Source organism: Anaerospora hongkongensis, assembly GCF_004339805.1.
Classification (GTDB): domain Bacteria; phylum Bacillota; class Negativicutes; order Sporomusales; family DSM-15969; genus Anaerospora; species Anaerospora hongkongensis.
Map to the genome: position 1 here is coordinate 127,084 of NZ_SLUI01000009.1, position 19,369 is coordinate 146,452.

19 protein-coding genes are annotated in these 19,369 nt (G+C 47.3%); 17 read left to right on the plus strand and 2 right to left on the minus strand.

What is annotated here, in order from left to right; all coding sequences use genetic code 11:
- Nucleotides 1–3: 3 nt before the first annotated feature.
- From bioD to EV210_RS14360, 3 genes are read left to right on the plus strand one after another with little or no spacing between them, the layout of a single operon-like run.
- The gene (gene bioD, locus EV210_RS14350) at nt 4–738 is read left to right on the plus strand and encodes a dethiobiotin synthase (protein ID WP_132081894.1); all 735 of its coding nucleotides are present in this window, start codon (nt 4–6) and stop codon (nt 736–738) included.
- Nucleotides 735–2,072 (plus strand): adenosylmethionine--8-amino-7-oxononanoate transaminase, encoded by a 1,338-nt coding sequence (gene bioA, locus EV210_RS14355; RefSeq protein WP_132081896.1) that lies wholly within the window; start codon nt 735–737, stop codon nt 2,070–2,072. Before bioD ends, bioA begins: the two co-directional genes overlap by 4 nt.
- A 59-nt stretch (nt 2,073–2,131) precedes the next feature.
- Complete coding sequence (locus EV210_RS14360) at nt 2,132–2,713, plus strand: hypothetical protein (protein ID WP_132081898.1); 582 nt, start codon at nt 2,132–2,134, stop codon at nt 2,711–2,713.
- A 48-nt stretch (nt 2,714–2,761) separates the two neighbouring features.
- Here the strand turns inward: EV210_RS14360 and EV210_RS14365 are convergent, their stop codons facing one another.
- Entirely contained in the window at nt 2,762–3,946 is a 1,185-nt protein-coding gene (locus tag EV210_RS14365; protein ID WP_165898911.1) for an ATP-binding protein, read from the minus strand.
- A gap of 243 nt (nt 3,947–4,189) precedes the next feature.
- On the opposite strand from EV210_RS14365, the gene rapZ reads away from it, so the two are divergent.
- The 9 genes from rapZ to rpoN all read left to right on the plus strand — a co-directional run bounded on the left by rapZ (nt 4,190) and on the right by rpoN (nt 14,395).
- The gene (gene rapZ / locus EV210_RS14370; RefSeq protein WP_132081901.1) at nt 4,190–5,080 is read left to right on the plus strand and encodes an RNase adapter RapZ; all 891 of its coding nucleotides are present in this window, start codon (nt 4,190–4,192) and stop codon (nt 5,078–5,080) included.
- Nucleotides 5,081–5,096: 16 nt separating this feature from the next.
- Nucleotides 5,097–5,432 carry a hypothetical protein gene (locus tag EV210_RS14375; RefSeq protein WP_132081903.1) on the plus strand — a complete coding sequence of 112 codons (336 nt, stop codon included), beginning with the start codon at nt 5,097–5,099 and terminating at the stop codon, nt 5,430–5,432.
- Between the two features lie 151 nt (nt 5,433–5,583).
- Nucleotides 5,584–6,939, plus strand: a complete 1,356-nt coding sequence (locus tag EV210_RS14380) for a gluconeogenesis factor YvcK family protein (RefSeq protein WP_132081905.1) — start codon at nt 5,584–5,586, stop codon at nt 6,937–6,939.
- A 12-nt stretch (nt 6,940–6,951) separates the two neighbouring features.
- Nucleotides 6,952–7,902: a DNA-binding protein WhiA gene (gene whiA / locus EV210_RS14385; protein WP_132081908.1), complete on the plus strand. Its 951-nt coding sequence runs from the start codon at nt 6,952–6,954 to the stop codon at nt 7,900–7,902.
- Between the two features lie 143 nt (nt 7,903–8,045).
- Nucleotides 8,046–9,740 (plus strand): methyl-accepting chemotaxis protein, encoded by a 1,695-nt coding sequence (locus EV210_RS14390; RefSeq protein ID WP_132081910.1) that lies wholly within the window; start codon nt 8,046–8,048, stop codon nt 9,738–9,740.
- An 80-nt stretch (nt 9,741–9,820) separates the two neighbouring features.
- Nucleotides 9,821–10,894 carry a copper amine oxidase gene (locus tag EV210_RS14395; protein ID WP_132081912.1) on the plus strand — a complete coding sequence of 358 codons (1,074 nt, stop codon included), beginning with the start codon at nt 9,821–9,823 and terminating at the stop codon, nt 10,892–10,894.
- Nucleotides 10,895–10,997: 103 nt separating this feature from the next.
- A complete protein-coding gene (gene scfA, locus EV210_RS14400; RefSeq protein ID WP_132082054.1) occupies nt 10,998–11,138 on the plus strand; it encodes a six-cysteine ranthipeptide SCIFF in 141 nt (46 codons plus the stop codon).
- A 316-nt stretch (nt 11,139–11,454) separates the two neighbouring features.
- Nucleotides 11,455–12,834: a thioether cross-link-forming SCIFF peptide maturase gene (gene scfB / locus EV210_RS14405; RefSeq protein ID WP_132081914.1), complete on the plus strand. Its 1,380-nt coding sequence runs from the start codon at nt 11,455–11,457 to the stop codon at nt 12,832–12,834.
- A 166-nt stretch (nt 12,835–13,000) separates the two neighbouring features.
- Nucleotides 13,001–14,395: an RNA polymerase factor sigma-54 gene (gene rpoN / locus EV210_RS14410; protein WP_132081916.1), complete on the plus strand. Its 1,395-nt coding sequence runs from the start codon at nt 13,001–13,003 to the stop codon at nt 14,393–14,395.
- A 459-nt stretch (nt 14,396–14,854) separates the two neighbouring features.
- Here rpoN and EV210_RS14415 read toward each other — a convergent pair whose 3' ends face one another.
- Nucleotides 14,855–15,184, minus strand: coding sequence for a YnfA family protein (locus tag EV210_RS14415; protein WP_132081918.1), 330 nt, complete (start codon nt 15,182–15,184; stop codon nt 14,855–14,857).
- A gap of 145 nt (nt 15,185–15,329) precedes the next feature.
- Between EV210_RS14415 and EV210_RS14420 the strand changes: the two genes are divergently transcribed.
- From EV210_RS14420 to EV210_RS14440, 5 genes are all read left to right on the plus strand, one after another.
- Nucleotides 15,330–16,070 (plus strand): MBL fold metallo-hydrolase, encoded by a 741-nt coding sequence (locus EV210_RS14420; RefSeq protein WP_132081920.1) that lies wholly within the window; start codon nt 15,330–15,332, stop codon nt 16,068–16,070.
- Nucleotides 16,071–16,156: 86 nt separating this feature from the next.
- Complete coding sequence (locus tag EV210_RS14425) at nt 16,157–16,666, plus strand: DUF134 domain-containing protein (protein WP_132081922.1); 510 nt, start codon at nt 16,157–16,159, stop codon at nt 16,664–16,666.
- Between the two features lie 198 nt (nt 16,667–16,864).
- Nucleotides 16,865–17,776, plus strand: a complete 912-nt coding sequence (lipA, locus tag EV210_RS14430) for a lipoyl synthase (RefSeq protein ID WP_243650560.1) — start codon at nt 16,865–16,867, stop codon at nt 17,774–17,776.
- A gap of 44 nt (nt 17,777–17,820) precedes the next feature.
- Nucleotides 17,821–18,396, plus strand: a complete 576-nt coding sequence (locus EV210_RS14435) for a glycerol-3-phosphate responsive antiterminator (RefSeq protein WP_376746772.1) — start codon at nt 17,821–17,823, stop codon at nt 18,394–18,396.
- Nucleotides 18,397–18,620: 224 nt separating this feature from the next.
- Nucleotides 18,621–19,349 (plus strand): MIP/aquaporin family protein, encoded by a 729-nt coding sequence (locus EV210_RS14440; protein ID WP_132081924.1) that lies wholly within the window; start codon nt 18,621–18,623, stop codon nt 19,347–19,349.
- Nucleotides 19,350–19,369: the final 20 nt, after the last annotated feature.

Sequence of the window (19,369 nt, forward strand, 5' to 3'; positions counted from 1 at the left end):
AAAGTGACAGGCTTATTTATAACGGCAACTGATACGGAAGTCGGCAAAACGGTAATAACAGGAGCAATAGCGGCAGCACTTTATGCCCGGGGGGTTAAGGTGGCTGTTATGAAGCCGGTTGCATCCGGCGGTATATATAACAACCATGGCAGGCTGATTTCGGAGGATGCCGACTTCCTGATGAAAGCTGCGCTTATACCGGAAGAACAACGCAGCCTTGTTAATCCTGTCTGTCTTGAACCAGCGTTGACACCGGCTGTAGCAGCGCAGGTGAGCGGGGTGGTTATTGATGTTGCTCAAGTACTCTCGGCATATCGCACGCTGGCAGCGGCATACGATGTTGTTCTTGTAGAGGGGGTAGGCGGTATTACGGCGCCTATCTGGGAAAATTACCTGGTAGCCGACCTGATGCGTGATTTAGGATTGCCGGCACTGGTTGTTGCCAGACCGGATCTGGGGACAATTAATCACACTGTTTTAACGGCAGCTTATGCCCGGGAGCAGCAGCTGCCAATAGCAGGTGTTATTATGAATAAATGGGATCACAAAGGCAGCGTCCTTCAGACCGGTAATTTGTATTATATCGAACGGCTGACGCAATTATCTGTCCTCGGAAAATTTCCTTATGATCCAGCTGTTACGGCACAGGCGGGGTTACATGCGACACTAGTGTATTTAGCTGAAAAATATTTGGATATGCGGACAATTGCTGCGCTGGCAGGAGGAGTGAAACAATGAACATAGAGTTAAAAGATAAGACATATGTCTGGCATCCATTCACCCAAATGCAGGAATGGGAGGAGAATCCCCAGCTTGTCATTGCTGCCGGTGACGGCATACGGTTAATTGATACGGCGGGGAAATCCTACTATGATGGCGTTTCTTCCTTATGGCTGAATGTTCATGGCCACCGCAAAGCAGAGATTGATGCGGCGATTATCAGGCAGCTGGGGAAAATTGCTCATACCACTTTGTTGGGACTGGCTAGTGAGCCTGCCGCAGAATTGGCGGAACAGCTGATTCAAATTGTTCCTGAAGGTCTTACCAAAGTGTTCTATTCGGACAGCGGTTCTACGGCGGTGGAAATAGCAGTCAAAATGGCTTATCAGTATTGGCAGCTAAAAGGAGTTACACAGAAGCAAAAATTTGTTACTTTAGCCAACGCCTATCATGGGGATACGGTTGGCTCGGTCAGTGTGGGTGGTATTGATTTATTTCATCGGATCTTTGGGCCGCTGTTGTTTGAAACTATTCATGCCCCCTCGCCTTGCTGTTACTACTGTACATTGTCCGTACAAGCTGGGGGCTGCCAGTCAGCCTGTATCGGGGCGGTAGAAGACATTCTGGCCCGCCAGCACGGCGAAATTGCTGCAATGGTTGTTGAACCGCTGGTTCAGGGGGCTGCCGGCATGCTGACACAGCCGCCTGGCTATTTGCGACGCATCCGGGAATTGACCCGGCAGTATAATGTATTGTTGATTGTTGACGAAGTAGCAACAGGCTTCGGGCGAACTGGCAAAATGTTTGCCTGTGAGCATGAAAACGTAACTCCCGATATTATGACAATGGCCAAAGGAATTACCGCCGGGTATCTGCCTTTGGCGGCAACAGTGGCTACTAATGAAATCTATCAGGCTTTTTTAGGCGACCGGGCTTCAGAGCGAACATTTTTTCACGGTCATTCTTATACAGGCAATGCGCTGGCTTGTGCTGCGGCGTTAGCCAATCTGGAAATTTTTAAAGAAGAGCAGATTATTGCGGGACTGGCAGATAAAATTGCCGCTGCCAAAACGAAGCTGGCCGGTTTTGCCGAGTTGACGGCAGTAGCGGATATTCGCCAGTGCGGCTTAATGATCGGCATAGAACTCCAGGCTGATAAGCTGGCCAGAACACCTTTCCCACCGGAATTGTTGATTGGGCACCGCGTCTCGATGCTCGCGAGAGAGTATGGACTGATTATCCGTCCCCTCGGTGACGTGGTGGTCTTTATGCCGCCGCTGGCCAGTACAAAAGCTGACATTGAAGAAATGCTGGATATTATTTATCGCTGTATCCAGGAAATCGCCGGATAAATCATTTTTTCCCCTTTTATGCATATCATGTAATGGAAAGAAAAAAGGGGGAAATAGCTGTGATGCGTGTTATCCGGCAGGAATGGAAGTATTTCCTCAGCCTGCTACTGATTCTCCTCGTTCTCTCGGTCGCTTACTATGAATATAGACAATACGCTCAGAATAAACAGAGCATAAGTGAAAAACAGCCGACGGTTATTGTGAATACCAACGGTGAGAAAGGCAAGGCCAGTGATCCTCAGATAGTCTACATTCAGGGACAAAGCAGTGTGACAAAAGAAGTGGTTTATGTCCCGAAGGAGACCGATGAGAAAACGGGTATTACCGAAAAGACGGATGTACAGTTTGAAAAAAAGCAAGGAAAAATTTATGTTAAAGTAAACGGCAAAGAATTTGAAGTTCCGGCCAATGTTAAAGAAGACACCAAATTTGAAAATGGCAAATTAGTTGTTACCGAACAAACGGAAATGCACCTTAATCTCACTACGCCTAAGCCTGCGGTTAATTTGGGCGTAGGGTGGGGGATCAATGGGCCCGCCGCCCAGGTCAATGGTCCCTTATATAAAAACGTATCCTGGTGGATGTATGGAGATTCGAAGTCAGTTGCCGGTGGTGTGCAGTTTCCAATCATGAATAAATAATGCCAAAAGCAGCCTGTTAAAAACAGGCTGCTTTCATTTGCAGCGTGGTTACAAGGGAAAGTGGACAGATACTTTTGTTCCAAAACGTGAGGATTTTACGTCAATTGTTAAATTATGACGGGCTGCTATACTGTAGCAGACCGCCATTCCCAGGCCAATACCGTCGGGCTTAGTGGTAAAGAAGGGCGTTCCCAGCTTTTCCACTACTTCAGCTGACATGCCGCAGCCGGTGTCGCTGACAGACAATATCCCTTTGTTGCCTTCCACAGAGGTAGTAACGGTTACACAGTGTCCGGCAGGTGAAGCTTCCAGCGCGTTATTACACAGGCAGACCAGCAATTTGGCAATTTCCTGCTCATCAAGCAGCAGATCCGGAAATTCTCCTAACCGGAGCGAGAGGGTTTGATCGGCTAGAGTTGCTTCCAATTCCAGCGTGTGTGACAAGCTGGAAATAAGAGTATTCAAATTCTGCCATTTCCGGTTAATTGATTTATTACGGGCTAAAAACAAGAACTGACTGATGATGGCATTACTGTGGTCAAGCTCAGTAATCATCAACTGGAAAGCATCCTGCAGTTTATCCGGCGCTTTAATGGACATTCGCTGCAGATAGCCTCGTACGGTAGTTAATGGATTACGTATTTCATGACCAATATTAATCGCCATTTCACCTGCTATATTCAACCGTTCTAATATGGCGGCTTTCTTTTGTAATTGTTTTTGCGGCGTAATATCTTTGCCCACCGCATAAATTAACTGCTTCTGTTTGGCGGCTGTAGCTGTCCACGACAAATACCGGTAACTACCATCCTTGGCTAAAAAACGATTTTCAAAATATATGTGCCGTGTTTGCTGTTTGACCTGCTCAAAATGAACACGGGTCATAGCAATATCTTCCGGATGGATTAAATTTTTGAGAGGAATATGCTTTAACTCATCTGTATGGTAACCCATGTGGCAGCAGAAGGCGGAATTAATCCGGACCAATTCTTTATTAAAAGTAATAACCATAAGAGCATCGGGAATCAGTTCGAAAAATTGCTGAAGTTCCTGTTCTCTTTGCCGGCATTCTTTTATTTCTAAATGCAGCGCGTTGTTTTCATCAAGCAGTTCATTAAGAGCCGTCTGCTGGAGCGTCTCGCCTGCCTGGGATTTTGTTCTATAATGGAGCAAAGGAGTTTCCTGATTTGCCACATTATGAGGCCGCACTCCCAGGTATATATCATTTTTCACAGCGGGCTCCTTTCTATGCTGAAACAAAGTTGTATTTCGCAAATTTTTTACTTTATTCGCTATGATTAGGAAATTACCTTCCATATTCTTCTATAAATTCCAAAATATTTCCATAATTTTTTTTAAGGGGAATAATGTCTGGCAAGCCCTGTTTTTTGCAATTTTGGTGAATCTATCCTATAATAATATTGGTATGCTTATCGGCAAGATGCGCCGAAGCGTAATTTCAGAGGTGAAACAGACATGGAAAACTTTCGATTAGTTATCATTACCGGTATGTCAGGAGCCGGAAAAACACAGGTTGTACGGGCGATGGAGGATATGGGCTATTTTTGTGTGGACAACTTACCGCCCATGCTGATTCCAAAGTTTGCTGAACTGTGTGCCCAGTCAGGCGGACGGGTTAGCCGTATTGCGCTGGTCGTAGACATCCGGGGCGGTGAATTTTTTGATACGCTGATTCAAGCATTGGAAGAGTTGGAGAAGCAAGGGTATTTATATGAAATTCTTTTTCTGGAAGCATCGGATGAAACGCTGATCCGCCGCTATAAAGAAACACGCCGTCGTCATCCCATGTCGCCTCATGGCCGTTTAAGCGAAGGGATCAATCGCGAAAGAGACCGTTTGGAGCATATTCGCGGCCGTGCTACCCGGATTATTGATACATCCGATTTGTCTACGCCACAGCTGCGAGATAAAATTGCTACGTTTTTTGCCGGTGAATTGGAACAGGAGCGAATGACCGTTACGGTGGTTTCCTTTGGGTTCAAATATGGAATTCCTCTGGATGCCGATATGGTGTTTGATGTACGCTTCCTGCCTAATCCCTTTTATGTCGAATCGTTACGCAAAAAGAGCGGTCAGGTTCAGGAAGTCGGCGACTATATTTGGAAGTGGCCGGTAACGCAGCAATTTATGGAAAAGTTAGGTGGGCTTATCGATTTCTTAGTGCCCAATTATGTAAAAGAAGGCAAGAGTCAGCTGATCATAGCAATTGGCTGTACGGGCGGCTTGCATCGCTCGGTTTTTGTTGCCAGCCGGATTTATGAAGGGCTGCGCAATAAAGGCTACAAAGTGAATGTGGAGCATCGGGATATTAAGCACAACATCCTGGAGGGCGAGGCCGGCTGTTGAAAAGCGGCGTCTGGCGTTGTTGCCGCAAGTACCGGCATCCTCACCGTACTTTCCAGTACGCCTCCGGTGCCGGTACTCACGGCGCCTAGCCATACTTGCTTTTGAACAGCCGGTGCTTGGCGGCAGGGAACGGCGAGGGCATTGCATCGCAGGCTCGCAATGGAGGGACGGCGAAGGCATTGCATCGCAGGCTCGCAATGAAGGAACGGCGAGGGCATTGCATCGCAGGCTCGCAATGGGGAACGGCGAGGGCATTGCATCGCAGGCTCGCAATGAAGGAACGGCGAAGGCATTGCATCGCAGGCTCGCAATGAAGGAACGGCGAAGGCATTGCATCGCAGGCTCGCAATAGGGGAACGGCGAGGGCATTGCATCGCAGGCTCGCAATGGGGAACGGGCGAAGGCATTGCATCGCAGGCTCGCAATGGGAATAATATGTGGAATGTTCGCAATGAAGTGAAAAGTTTTGAAAATAAACCCTCTACCATAGGAGAGGTGGCATAATGCATTTTTTGAAATGGTTATATCCCGGTATGAAGCTGAAGCGGTGGCTGCTCCTGTTTTCTTTAGGAGTTATTGCCGTCAGTATTGGTTTAGCCGTTGTATTTAACTATAAGTATGTTGGTGCTCTGGAAGAAACTATTTTCAAAATGGTTTATCTTGCAACCGGCAAATTCTACTATACGGTAACGGTTATCGTCGGCATTAGTGTGGTTACTTTAGGTTTGCTGGTAATGATGTTTGCTACGCGGCAGATTATCCGTTCCGTAATAAGTGTCATTATCCCTGATGGTTCAGAACGGTTAGTTGAGTTGATTTTTCAGAAACGCAAACTGAACAGGGGGCCTTCCGTTGTTGTCATTGGCGGAGGCACTGGCTTATCGGTGCTGCTGAGAGGGATTAAAAGCGTTACAAGTAATGTTTCTGCAGTTGTAACGGTAGCCGATGACGGCGGGTCGTCGGGGCGTATCCGCGAGGACCTGGGGATTATTCCTCCTGGTGATTTGCGCAACTGCCTCGTTGCCTTAGCCGATACGGAACCGTTAATGGAGAAGCTCTTTCAACACCGGTTTGGTGGTACGGGCAACTTGTCTGGTCACAGCTTTGGCAATTTGTTTATTGCGGCTATGACAGAAGTCCTGGGAGATGTGGAACAAGCCCTGCGGGAATCCAGTAAAGTATTAAAAGTACGTGGTCAAGTGCTGCCGGCTTCAACGGATACGCTCCGCCTGGTAGCGGAAATGACGGATGGTACGGTCGTAGAAGGGGAATCGCGTATTCCCTTGGCAGGAAAGCGCATTAAAAAGCTCTCTATCCGCCCTGCTCAGGCGACACCGGTAAAGGCTGCGCTGGAGGCCATACAGGAAGCCGATGCCTGTATTCTTGGACCTGGCAGCTTGTATACCAGTGTGCTTCCTAACTTGCTGGTAGAGGGAATAGCCGATGCCTTACGACAAAGCCAGGCGGTAAAAATTTATATATGCAATGTGATGACGCAGCCCGGTGAGACAGATAATTACACGGCTTCACAGCATGTAAAAGCTATTTTTGATCACGTTGGACCGGGCATTATTGATTATGTAGTAGTCAATGTAGAAGGTGTTGCCTGTACGCTTCAGCAGACCTATGCCAGTCAGGGCGCTTATCCGGTTCAGGCGGATATTGAGGAACTGCAGGCACTGGGAGTTAAAGTCGTGGAAGCTAACCTGATCAGTGAAACCAACCTGGTCCGCCATGATCCGGTAAAATTGTCGCGGACGATTATGACAATGGTCTATCAGTTGAAAGCCAGTTCAGAGCGGATGAAACTGCTGGATTATTATTTAATTGGCGAAAATATAAAAGAACTCAAAGATTGAGAGTGAGAGAACTTGTCTTTTTCAGTAGAAGTGAAAAACGAACTGGCCCGCGTTGTCGGTGATACCGATTGCTGCCAGGTTGCTGAGCTGGCAGCGCTTATGCGTATGGGCGGCGCTATGCTGATCGGCGGCGGCAATAACGTAGGGATCAATTTTATAACAGAAAATGCGGCTGTTGCCCGAAAAGTTCTATCACTTATTAAACGCAACTTTAACTTAAAGACAGAAGTAATGGTCAGCAGGGGGCGGCGTCTGAAAAAAAATAATTCCTATATGCTGCGAGTTGTTCCCGCACCGACTGTTTCTGAGCTTTTAGTAACCCTGGGCATTATGCAGGGGGAAAACTTCAATGCCAGTGAAGATGGCAGCCTGCTGCGAAAAGCTTGCTGCCGCCGCGCTTATCTTAGAGGGGCTTTTTTGGGCGGCGGCTCTGTTAATAAACCTGCTGGTGATTATCATCTGGAACTGGTAACAGGCAACAGTGATTTTGCCAAAGCATTGGTTCGCATTATGAAGTCTTTTGGCTTGCCTGCCCGGATGACCGATCGCAAGAATGACTATATTGTCTACCTGAAAGAGGGGAATGCGATAACCTCGTTTTTGAATATTATTGGCGCCCATCAAGCACTTTTAGATTTTGAAAACGTGCGCGTTGTAAAAGATATGCGCAATCAGGTAAACCGGCTGGTTAACTGCGAAACTGCCAATTTGCAAAAAACGGTAAATGCTGCTGTTCGACAGGTGGAAAAAATTAAGCTTATTGCCCAGGCAATAGGACTTGATAAACTGCCCCGTGGTCTCAGGCAGGCGGCAGAAGTCCGGTTGGCTTATCCGGAAGCTACGCTGAATGAATTGGTGGAAGCACTTGATGAGGGCGTATCAAAATCAGGCATGAATCACCGTCTGCGGAAGCTGGAACAGTTAGCGGATAATCTTGGAGCAGATAAAGAGCATAATAGGTAAAAAACCTGTTTGGCTATTAGCCAGACAGGTTTTCCTATTTGAGATCGAAATCAGATTTGTGCAACTTTTTAAAGATGAAGGATAAATGGTATTTATAGCAAATATATATTAATTAATAAATAATAAAAAGTAGGTGCTCGATTATGAAGTTTCGCATGGGTTTGCAATTAAAATTGGTGACAACCATGATTGCTATATTATTAGTCATTTGCCTCAGTATTAGTGTTGTCGCTATACAGAATATGAAAGCCCAGATTAATGCTTCTGCCATTCAAAAAGTAAAATCCGATCAGGCTACCGGTTTAGCAATAATTGATGCATTGTATCCTGGCCAGTGGCAGGTAAAGGATGGTGTGCTGTATAAAGGAAGCATAGCGCTTAACGATCATACGGAAGTTGTTGATAAAATAGGGCAAATGACCAGCGATACGGTAACCCTGTTTGCCAAAGATACGCGAATAACAACGAATGTCATGCGTGACGGAAAACGGGCAGTTGGAACAAAGGCTGCACCTGAGGTCGCGGATACGGTATTGAAGCAGGGACAGACCTATATAGGGGAAGCGGAAGTAGTGGGCATTACTTACCAAACATTTTACGCTCCGCTGCGTGATAGTCAGGGAACGGTTGTCGGTATGTTTTATGTAGGAGCATCCAAAGAGTTTGCCGACAAGCTGATGGATGATTTTTTCGTCAATTTTGCGGTGGTGGCTTTCGTGGTTCTGTTAGGCGGATGTGCACTAGTCTGGTTTGTTGGCCGCCGTCTGACCAAGCCGATTATTGCTGTGGGAGTTACGATGGGGCAAGTTGCTGAGGGCAATCTGCAAATTGAGCCGCTTTCCAATAATTCTAATGATGAAATTGGTGATTTATGCCGGTCGTTAAATCAGATGATTGATAACCTGCGGCAGCTGGTAACTCAGGTATCACAGTCGGCTGAACTTGTTGCGGCTTCCTCACAGGAACTGAGTGCGAATGCCGATGAATCAAGCCGGGCTGCCGAGCAGGTGGCAACAGCCATTGTCGAGGTGGCAGGCGACAATGAAAAACAAGTACAAACAATGGGACAGACAGTGATTGTTATAGAGGATATGACCGCCCGGATTCAACAGGCAGCAGCGAATACCAAGCTGGTTGATGATATGACTGATAAAACGACTCAGGCTGCTGATTCGGGAAGTGAAGCTATTGACAGGGCAGTCCGGCAAATGCAGGATATTGAACGGTCAGTAGGCCGTTCTGCGCAGGTAGTGAGCAAACTGAATGGGCACTCTGCAGAAATCGGAAAAATTGTCGAGACGATTGCAGCAATTGCCGCGCAAACAAATCTATTGGCACTTAATGCTGCGATTGAGGCGGCCCGTGCTGGAGAACAAGGCAGAGGCTTTGCCGTTGTGGCTGATGAAGTTCGCAAATTAGCCGAGCAGTCGGGGACAGCTACCAAACAGATCGCTGCGCTTATTCATCAGGTGAGGGTGGATACGGCTGAAGCAGTCACGGTAATGAAGGCAGGCATAAACGAGGTTAACAGCGGTGCTGAGATTGTGTCTACTGCCGGTCAGGCTTTTGGTGATATTCACCGGCTTGTCGGCTTGGTAGCCGCTCAAATTAAAGATATAGCGACGGTTACGAATGATCTGGCAGCAGGCAGTCAGCAAATAGTCGGTTCTATCCGGCACATGGAAACAACTACTGCAAATATGGCTGTTCAAACGCAATCCGTTTCTGATGCAAGTCAGGAACAGCTGGCCAGTATGGAAGAAGTCGCTTCTGCCAGTCAGGCTTTGGCGGAATTGGCGCAAGACCTGCAAAATACCGTTTCTCGGTTTCATTACTAACTTTTTGCCCAATTTTGTAATTTTACAGATCCCTCCTGAGTTGTTATAATGACAATATGTTTACACCAAAGGAGGTACATATGTTAGTAAAACTCATGAGGTCATGGATAATTGCAATTGTGGCGACAATAGCGGCGGGAAGTACGGTATTTGCTGCTCACAGCGATATAGATCCTAGTCAGGTGAATGTTCTGCAGCTTCCGGAATGGAAAATGACGACAAGCAATTATGGCGGCAAGCTCTTATTGTCCGACAGTCCTGAAATGGTACCTGACGATGGCATCATGTATCAGGATACGGTCAGTGGTGATGCAAGACTCTTTTTCCATCATGTAAATGCGACAACAGAAGCGAAAAAAATCGTTGTTTTACTGGAGAACAACGGTTCTGAGCCAGCCCAAGTTACAGTGCTGCAACATGGTCTGGGGGGACCCAGTCTGGATTATCTCCAGGTAGGTAAAGCGGTTCAAACGCAGTATTTTGCCATGCATGAACCCTATTTGGTGGAAGTTCCTGCAAAGGGCGCTACGCAGCTTATTTATCAGCTGAATGATGCGGTTGTTGAACCTAACATGCTGGTTAACGGCATGTATGATTTTTATGCCGAGCAGCCGGTAACCGTTAAGGTTATGATGATGCCTGTCAAGGAGAATGCCCGGAAATTTGCTGCGACAGCCAAAGTTTTGCCTGCTGACCAATGGCGCCTGCGGGGGACTTTCGATGGCAAAGACCGGATGCTTATTCCTGCAGCCATATATAACCCTAAGGAGCATGGGGCGGTAGCCATTACGCTGGCAGACAATAAAAAGGATGTTTATGTCAAAGGCATTGATGCCACCGATGGTTCCGAAGTGCTGAACTACGGTAATTACGGGATTGTATACCGGATGTTTATGCCTTCAGAGTCGAATGGAAAAGTCAGTTATTATCTCAATCCCCGGGGTGGCGAATATGCCGGGGCACTGGGAATTAAATACCAGTACGTGCCAGGTCAAATGGATACACCGGCTGACCGTCTGTTTTTTGGTGCCTCAACTGAACAAGATATGCAGCTGCTGGGGAATTTCGAGGGCGGCCAGTCTTTGTGGTTTACTTTCTCACCCCCAGGTGCCTCCAATCTGCCGGTAAAAGTTATTTTAGCTCCGAAGCATTAAAACGATTTGGAATAGTGACGGTAAAAAGTGTTGTTGCTCTTTCCATTTTGTGTTATTATATATGGAGCAATGGCACATTACTTGCAGCGAGGAGGGATTCATGATGGCAAAGCACGTTATTACCATTAGTACAGCTTCTCTGCAGCAAACCGTACATACCGGTGGCTGTGGTGAATGTCAAACTTCCTGCCAATCAGCTTGCAAAACTTCTTGCACGGTTGGCAATCAGGTTTGTCAGAAGTAAGCCGTAAGGACAGCAGCCCCATGCTAACGGCATGGGGCTTAATTTTTACTTAGGCTGGCGATAAAGGCCCATCTGCGTTGTACCCGTTAAGGGTAAGCCGAAGTTCTAAAGCACTAAAGTGCCAAGAACTTCGCATTTGCCGATGTTTACGGAATCCTCACCGTACTTCCAGTACGCCTCCGGTTCCGGAAACATCGGCGCCTAGCATCTGGACCTTTCTCGCCAGCCTAAGCTTAGTGGCATAAGGACAAAGGATACGAGGGTTTGCATTGCTTCGCTCGCAAGGGAATTGGTTCTAATGAAAAGGTGGATATAGATGAACGACAAGATACACAAATTTTACTCGAATGGTTTGTATACTTTATTGGATGTGAACAGCGGAACCATTCATATTATTGATAAACTGACGTATGATATATTAGACGTCTTTACCGGTGAAAATGAGGCGGAGGTTGTTACTGCCCTGTCCTGTCAGTATAGCGAGGCTGAGCTTAGAGAAGCGCTGGCAGAATTAAGACAATTGGTTGAGCAGGAGCTGTTGTTTGCTCCCGAGCTGGACGTACCTCTGACTTTTAGTGAAAAGCCAATTGTGAAGTCTATTTGCCTCCATGTTGCTCATGACTGTAATTTGCGCTGTGGCTATTGTTTTGCCGGTACAGGCGATTTTGGACACAGCCGCGGGTTAATGACGGCAGAAGTAGCACGGCAGGCAGTTGATTTTATTATTGAGCAGAGCGGCATACGCCGCCATTGTGAGATTGACTTCTTCGGCGGTGAGCCGCTGCTGAATATGGATGTGGTCCGTTCAACGGTAGCTTATGTACGGGAGCAGGAGAAGAAAACCGGTAAGATTTTTAAGCTGACGTTGACTACGAATGCCGTACTGCTGTCAGATGATACGATTGAATTTTTAAATGACAATAACATCAGCCTGGTACTGAGTCTGGATGGCAGACGGGAAGTTCATGATTATATGCGTCCTAATGCTGGCGGCAAGGGAAGTTATGATCAGGCCTTTGCCAATATCCGCAAAACTGTGGATTCCCGCAATGGACAGAATTACTATTTGCGCGGTACCTTTACCGCTCATAATCTTGATTTTTGTGCCGATGTTCTGTCAATGGCCGATGCAGGCTTTGATTTGCTGTCTGTAGAGCCGGTGGTTGGCAAGGATATGGCCTATGAAATTAAAGAGCAGCATTTGCCGGTGCTGTTTGCCGAATACGATAAACTGGCGCAAGAATATATTCAGCGCAAACTAGCTGGAAACGGCTTTGAGTTTTTCCATTTTAATATGGATATTCATAAGGGTCCCTGTGTGGCCAAACGGCTGAGCGGCTGCGGTGCCGGACATGAATATCTGGCGGTCACACCGGAAGGCGATTTATATCCCTGCCATCAGTTTGTCGGAAGGGATGCATACTTGCTGGGAAATGTGGTGGAAGGTGTAAAAAACACGGTGATTCCCCAGCAGTTCCGTCAGACTCATGTATTGAATAAGGAAGCATGCCGTACCTGCTGGGCGCGTTTTTATTGCAGCGGTGGCTGCCATGCCAATGCGGAAGCTATGCATGGCTGCATTGACAAGCCTTATGAAATAGGCTGTGAATTGCAGAAAAAACGCCTTGAGTGTGCTTTGATGATCCAGGCTAGTTTAGCTTTGGCCAAAGCGGGAAACGATTCACACGGGGTATAAGGGAGTAACCGGTATGTGTAAAGGGTGGTGGGATTCCGCCCTTTTGCTTACCATTTAGGACAGTGTAAATCTTCAGAATCTTGGATAAAAATCCCTATTTACACAAACCTGTAATCTATTATGGGACAAAGGATAAGCTACCACTCGGCTAAGGAGGGAAAGCAGCATGCAAATGGATTTTGGTCTTAAACAGGAATTACAGCAGAAGCTGGTTATGACTCCTCAACTCTGTCAGGCTATTGCCATATTACAGCTTTCCTCTATGGAATTAGCCGAGATGGTTGAAAAAGAATTGCTTGATAATCCTGTACTGGAGCTGTCGGAACCGGCTGAAGCAAAGCCGGTAGAAGCGGAAGCGCAAGGAGAGACGCCTGCGGTGACGTCCGAAGAGGTAGACCGGTATTTGGACTGGGCCGAATATTTCGACGGGCCTAATTACAAAGAATATACCCCTGCTGAAAAAGTAGAGCAGAATACATTTGAAGCCTTAGTTTCCAATTCCATAACCTTGCAGGAGCATCTTGAATTCCAGCTGCATATGGCTGTGCTGAGCAATCGGCCCCGCCTGGCAGGCGAATACCTTGTGGGCTGTATTGATGCTAATGGCTATTTGCGGGTTACGATGGAAGAGGCTGCCGATGCTTTAGGCGAATCGGTAGAAATGGTGACAACCGTATTAGAGCTTATTCAGACCTTTGATCCTCCCGGCGTAGGAGCCCGCAATCTTCGCGAATGCCTGCTGATTCAAGCGAAGCTGCAAGGCATTACGGATCCGATCGTTTTTGCTGTGATTGAGAATTACCTGGATGATATTGCGGCTGGTAAACTAAAAAATATTGCCGAAAAACTGGACTGTACACCGCGGGCTGTCCAACTGGCTATGGATGTAATTCGTACTTTTGATCCTAAGCCGGGCTGTTCGTTTGGTGGTGGTCAGTCCTTATACGTCACACCTGATATAACGGTCGAAAAGGTAAATGGCAATTATGTCGTTATTATCAATGATAATGACACGCCTAACCTTACCATTAATCCCTATTACCGGCATGTTGTGCGCGAAGCGGACACGGAAGCGAAGAAGTATGTCGAAGGCCGCATTCAGGCTGCGGTGTGGCTGATCAAAAGTATCGAGCAGCGGCGCCGCACGCTGTATAATGTGATGGAAGCAATTGTCCTGATGCAGCGGGACTTTTTTGACAACGGACCCAATTACTTGTCACCACTTACGATGAAAAAGGTTGCTGATCAGGTTGGCATTCATGAATCTACTGTCAGCCGGGCAACGGCGAATAAATACGTACAAACACCGCATGGTCTGTTTAGTCTTCGAACCTTTTTTACAGCTGCCGTGCAAAATGCCGACGGCCCTGATGTGGCGGCGGGACGAATTAAACGGGAGCTCAAAGAAATGATTATGAAGGAAGATCCCTCCCAGCCCTACAGCGATCAGGCACTGACCGATATTTTTGCCGATCGCGGTGTTACTGTCTCGCGGCGAACTGTTGCCAAATACCGTGAAGAATTAGGGATTGCCTCTTCTTCGAAACGGAAGCGTTATTAGAAAATGATAAAGCGGCCTGCCTGATTAAGGTAGGTCGCTTTTCTGCATGATTCTGCTGCCACCCTGCGGGACGGCAATTTTTGTAAGGGTCGCAGGAGACGAAAGCAAAGAACGGAGAATAAGGATCTTAGCTGCAGATAATTTGTGTCAGTGGAACCGTCCCCTATGCCACACAGAATCGTCTCCCATTTGTTTCCCGTTCCTTTCGGCCTTTCTGGAAAAATACGGTCCGCAGGATGAGAAAAAGTCAGCTTACGTTAAGAAATCCGTTCTGTTTGAGCGTAGCGAGTTTAACGGATTTTAGTAAGCTGACTTTTTCTCAAGTATTTTGGAAGATCTGGCCTAGACTTTTTGGTTACTTTTGTGGCGATGACAAAAGTGACAACCGTGCTTTTTTCTTTACTCGTTCAGCTTGTTAGACAGTATACAGATACAATAAAAGACAGCCTGTTTTTGCTGCTAGCCCCGCGGCCAATACATAATAATCAGGACTCCTATTAGTGAAATCGCTCCACCGATTATGTCGAAACGGTCAGGCAAAACCTGATCCACCTTCCAGCCCCAAAGCAGGGATAAAACAATAAAAATGCCCCCGTACGCCGCATAAACCCGTCCAAAATTGGCTGGCTGCAGAGTGGGAATAATACCGTAGAGAATCAGAATGACCGCGCCGAAAAAAGCATACCACAGACTTTTTCCTTCACGCAGCCACAGCCAGATCAGATAGCCTCCGCCGATTTCGCATATACCGGCAGTGATAAAGTAAAATAAAGATTTCATTGTTTCCATAGAGATCCTCCATTCAATAAGCACAGCATAAAACATTTTATTATTTGCGTCAATGCATAGCAGTAGTGGAGCGGCAGTTTAAAAAATAGATAAAATATTGTATGCTGAAAGGGTATGCTAACAATAGCTGAAGGAGGTCGGAGCAATGGGTGTAAGGATTCAGTTTTTGGGAAGCGGTGATGCCTTTGGGAGCGGCGGCCGGTTGCAGACGTGCATGCTGGTGGACACAGGGGCAGATAAATTTTTAATTGACTGTGGAGCCTCAGCACTAATTGCAATGCGTAAGTATCAGGTTAATCCCAATGAAATCAGTACTATTTTTATATCGCATTTGCATGGAGACCATTTCTGTGGAATTCCGTTTTTTATTTTGGATGCGCAAATGATCAGCAAACGGACGGCTCCGCTCGCCATCGTCGGGCCAATCGGTACAAAGCAGCGAATTGTAAATGCAATGGAAGTACTTTTTCCCGGCTCATCCCAAACCGAACAAAAATTCTCTGTTAGTATCCGGGAACTGGACGCGGGGGGTTCTGATGATATAAACGGCTTTCATATCACTTCTTATCCGGTAGCGCATCCCAGCGGCAGCCCTTCAACAGCGTTGCGGATTGAAGCAGCAGGCAAGGTCATTGCCTATACGGGTGATACCGAGTGGCAGGAAAGCCTGGTAACAGCTGCCAGAGGTGCCGATATTTTGATTGCCGAGTCGTACTCCTTTAATAAAAAAGTAAAATTCCATCTTGACTATCATACGTTGATGGAACATGGGAACGAGCTTGAGGCTAAGCGCTTAATCCTAACCCATATGAATGATAATATGCTGGCGAATTTGCATAACATTTCCTGTGAATATGCAGAAGACGGTAAAGGCATCGAAATTTAAAATGTAGTTATTTGATAATTCTCTTGTAATTTATGGCAGTTTTGCTATACTTGAATTGAGCATATGCTCAAAAGGGAGTGGGGCTTATGCCCAGACAGCGTTGCTGCGGGTTAATTGAAGAAGCTCCTGGCTGCCTGAGGTTCAATCCCGACGGAAGCCAGGCAGGTGAGGCGGTAGTACTTGGTTTGGAAGAACTGGAGGCTATTCGCCTGAAGGATCAATGCGATATGGAACAAGTTGAGTGTGCGGCAGCCATGGCGGTGTCGCGGGCAACTTTCCAGCGCATTTTACGCTCTGCCCGCCTGAAAATTGCCAGCGCTCTGGTTGAAGGCCGCACGATTTTAATCCAGGGGGGGAATTATCGAATGAAAAACCGGATTTTTGAATGCCGCGATTGTGGCAAGCAGTGGGAAGAGCCGCCCTGTACGGCAGGTGGCAAGCATGGATATGAACTGGCCTGTCCTGCCTGTGGCAGCATGGAAAAAATGAAGCTGGGTGAAGACGGTACCAAACAGGCTTGCGGGCATAATGGCAGCGGTCACAGCCATGGTTCAGGCGGCGGCTGCTGTGGCGGAGGCCATCATCACCACGATTAATTACATATAAAGAGCTGCAATTCTATCAACTGACGGAAGGTATCTATTTTCCGGCAGTTGATTTTTTTGCCCGTTGGCATACCGGCAGTAGTGACAAGCGTAAGCAGGCAATTGTGTGCTTATTGGACATTGCCAGCCATCAGGCTTTGCTGCATAATAGAGGTAACGTTAATCAATACTCAGTGAATGCTGGAGGTAATGATGACATACCAGAACCGTCCCCCGGTGCCCGCCTGGCTAAGGCAAATGGTTAGGCAGGCTAAGCAGCACGGCAGCGACTCCCTGCACAGGCATATTGTGGAGCAGCTGGAAGACCAGCAGCTGCATACCGTCTGCCAAGGAGCCAGGTGCCCAAATCAGGGAAGCTGTTTTTCGCAAGGAACGGCTACTTTTATGATTCTTGGTAATTCGTGTACGCGAAATTGTGCTTTTTGTGCGGTCGGCCATGGAGTCCCTGCGCCAGTGGATGCGGATGAACCAGGGCGATTAAAAACAGCTGTAGAGCATATGGGATTGAAACATGTGGTAGTGACGGCAGTCACCCGTGATGATTTAGCTGACGGAGGTGCAAGTCATTTTGCCGCCGTCATTGCAGAGCTGCGTACTTTGCCTGAGCCGCCTGCCGTGGAAGTATTGACTTCCGACTTTCAGGGTAATACCGGGGCTGTAGCTGCTGTGCTGGCAGCAAAACCGGAAATCTTTGCTCACAATATAGAAATGGTACCTCGCCTGTATGGGGCTGTGCGGCCGGGAGCCGAATACAGCCGGTCACTGGCGGTACTCCGCTATGCGGCTGAGCATGCTCAAACCCCAACCACAATAAAAACAGGGTTTATGGTTGGACTGGGGGAGGAACGACAGGAGATTCGGAATTTGCTCCGTGATTTGCGCGCCGCTGGTGTTCAGATGGTGACAATCGGTCAATATCTGGCTCCGACTATGCAGCATTATCCCGTACAGCGCTATGTAACGCCGGATGAGTTCCGTCAGCTTGCTGCAGAGGCGGAACAAGCGGGCTTTATTAGTGTTGCTGCCGGACCGCTTGTCCGTAGTTCCTATCATGCAGGGGAGTTCTATGGACAGATGCTGGCAGGGAATTTCCAGCAATAGGCGAATAGGTAGATAGACTAAGAATTAGAAGAAGGCGATTTACCATGATCCCACAGGGGATATTAAAGCTCTTATGCAACGGCCCCGTTATTCCGGCTGTGCGCAATCCTGAAGATTTCAAATTTGCTATGGAAAGTACTTCGCCGGGAGTTATTTTATTGTTTGGTGATATTAATACGTTGCCCGGCTTATTGGAACAAGCGAAGCAGCATAAAAAGCGTTTGATTATTCATCTGGACCTGGTGGAGGGGATTGGCAAGGATAAGGCCGGCATCCGTTTTTTGGCCAGATTGGGCGTTTCAGCATTGATTACAACAAAATCCCATCTTGCTAAATTTGCCCGCGAAGAAAGCATGATCGTCATCCAGCGGCTCTTTCTGATGGATTCGGAGGCCCTGAAATCAGGTATCCAATTCTTACGCGGTTTTAAACCGGACGCATTGGAAGTGCTGCCTGGTTCGATTCCTGCTGCAGCGGTGCAGGAGCTCATTCAGAAAACCGGTATCCCCATTTTGGCGGGCGGTCTTATGACTACTCCGGCTGATGTTCAACAGGCAATTGACAACGGAATTTGTGCAGTCAGCACCAGCCGGCGGGCATTGTGGACAATCAAGGGCTAATAGCAGTAAAAATAATCGGGATAAGCAGGAATTTTAAAAAATATTCCGAATATATCTTAGTAACCGAATATGAGGGACAGAGAATAAGAGAAGTCCAAATTGCTCGCTACCATAAGTAGGAGTAGTTTGGGCTTTTTTGCTGTCCTTTTAACAAAGGAGGGTGATCGGGGAATTGCGCCCAAACCAGGTTATCAGCGTTGATAATAATGAGGAGGGGAATTAACATGACAAGTCCATTGATGGGAGAGTTTTTGGGAACTGCAGTACTAATTGTTTTTGGTAATGGAGTAGTAGCAAGCTGCCTGCTGAAAAAAAGTAAAGCAGAAGGGGCTGGCTGGGTTGCCATAACTGCCGGCTGGGCTTTCGCCGTTATTATGGGAGTATTTACGGCCAATGCCCTGGGATCGGTACAGGCTGACCTTAACCCGGCCGTAACACTGGCAAAGGCAATCGGCGGTGTATATACATCATCCCAGGCAATCGGCACCATAGTTGCAGAGATTGCCGGTGCTTTTGTGGGTGCTTGTATTGTTTGGCTGTTCTTTATGGACCATTGGAGTGCCACGGAAGATAAAGGTCTGAAACTGGCTTGCTTTTCAACCGGACCAGCTATACGAAATGCCACTAATAATTTAATTTCTGAAATCATTGGCACCTTCATGCTTGTTTTTGTTATTTTTTGCATATTCTCGAAAGCCGTTGGCGGAGTGGCTGCCGGTTTTGGACCCTATTTGGTAGGCGTTTTAGTCTGGGCAATTGGTCTGTCCTTAGGCGCTACTACCGGTTATGCCATTAATCCGGCCCGTGACCTCGGCCCCCGTTTGGCCCATGCCTTTTTACCGGTTGCCGGTAAGGGAGATTCTGACTGGAGCTATGCCTGGATTCCAGTGATAGGGCCCTTTATTGGCGGTGCTCTGGCTGCATTTGCTGCCATTATGCTTGGTCTGCTCTAATTACGATATAACGCAAAGTA

Coding starts and splice junctions, on each gene's coding strand:
- bioA (WP_132081896.1), top strand. CDS start 735: ATGAACATAGAGTTAAAAGATAAGACATATGTCTGGCATCCATTCACC.
- rapZ (WP_132081901.1), top strand. CDS start 4,190: ATGGAAAACTTTCGATTAGTTATCATTACCGGTATGTCAGGAGCCGGA.
- EV210_RS14380 (WP_132081905.1), top strand. CDS start 5,584: ATGCATTTTTTGAAATGGTTATATCCCGGTATGAAGCTGAAGCGGTGG.
- EV210_RS14390 (WP_132081910.1), top strand. CDS start 8,046: ATGAAGTTTCGCATGGGTTTGCAATTAAAATTGGTGACAACCATGATT.
- EV210_RS14395 (WP_132081912.1), top strand. CDS start 9,821: ATGTTAGTAAAACTCATGAGGTCATGGATAATTGCAATTGTGGCGACA.
- scfA (WP_132082054.1), top strand. CDS start 10,998: ATGGCAAAGCACGTTATTACCATTAGTACAGCTTCTCTGCAGCAAACC.
- scfB (WP_132081914.1), top strand. CDS start 11,455: ATGAACGACAAGATACACAAATTTTACTCGAATGGTTTGTATACTTTA.
- rpoN (WP_132081916.1), top strand. CDS start 13,001: ATGCAAATGGATTTTGGTCTTAAACAGGAATTACAGCAGAAGCTGGTT.
- EV210_RS14415 (WP_132081918.1), bottom strand. CDS start 15,184: ATGGAAACAATGAAATCTTTATTTTACTTTATCACTGCCGGTATATGC.
- EV210_RS14420 (WP_132081920.1), top strand. CDS start 15,330: ATGGGTGTAAGGATTCAGTTTTTGGGAAGCGGTGATGCCTTTGGGAGC.
- EV210_RS14425 (WP_132081922.1), top strand. CDS start 16,157: ATGCCCAGACAGCGTTGCTGCGGGTTAATTGAAGAAGCTCCTGGCTGC.
- lipA (WP_243650560.1), top strand. CDS start 16,865: ATGATGACATACCAGAACCGTCCCCCGGTGCCCGCCTGGCTAAGGCAA.
- EV210_RS14435 (WP_376746772.1), top strand. CDS start 17,821: ATGATCCCACAGGGGATATTAAAGCTCTTATGCAACGGCCCCGTTATT.
- EV210_RS14440 (WP_132081924.1), top strand. CDS start 18,621: ATGACAAGTCCATTGATGGGAGAGTTTTTGGGAACTGCAGTACTAATT.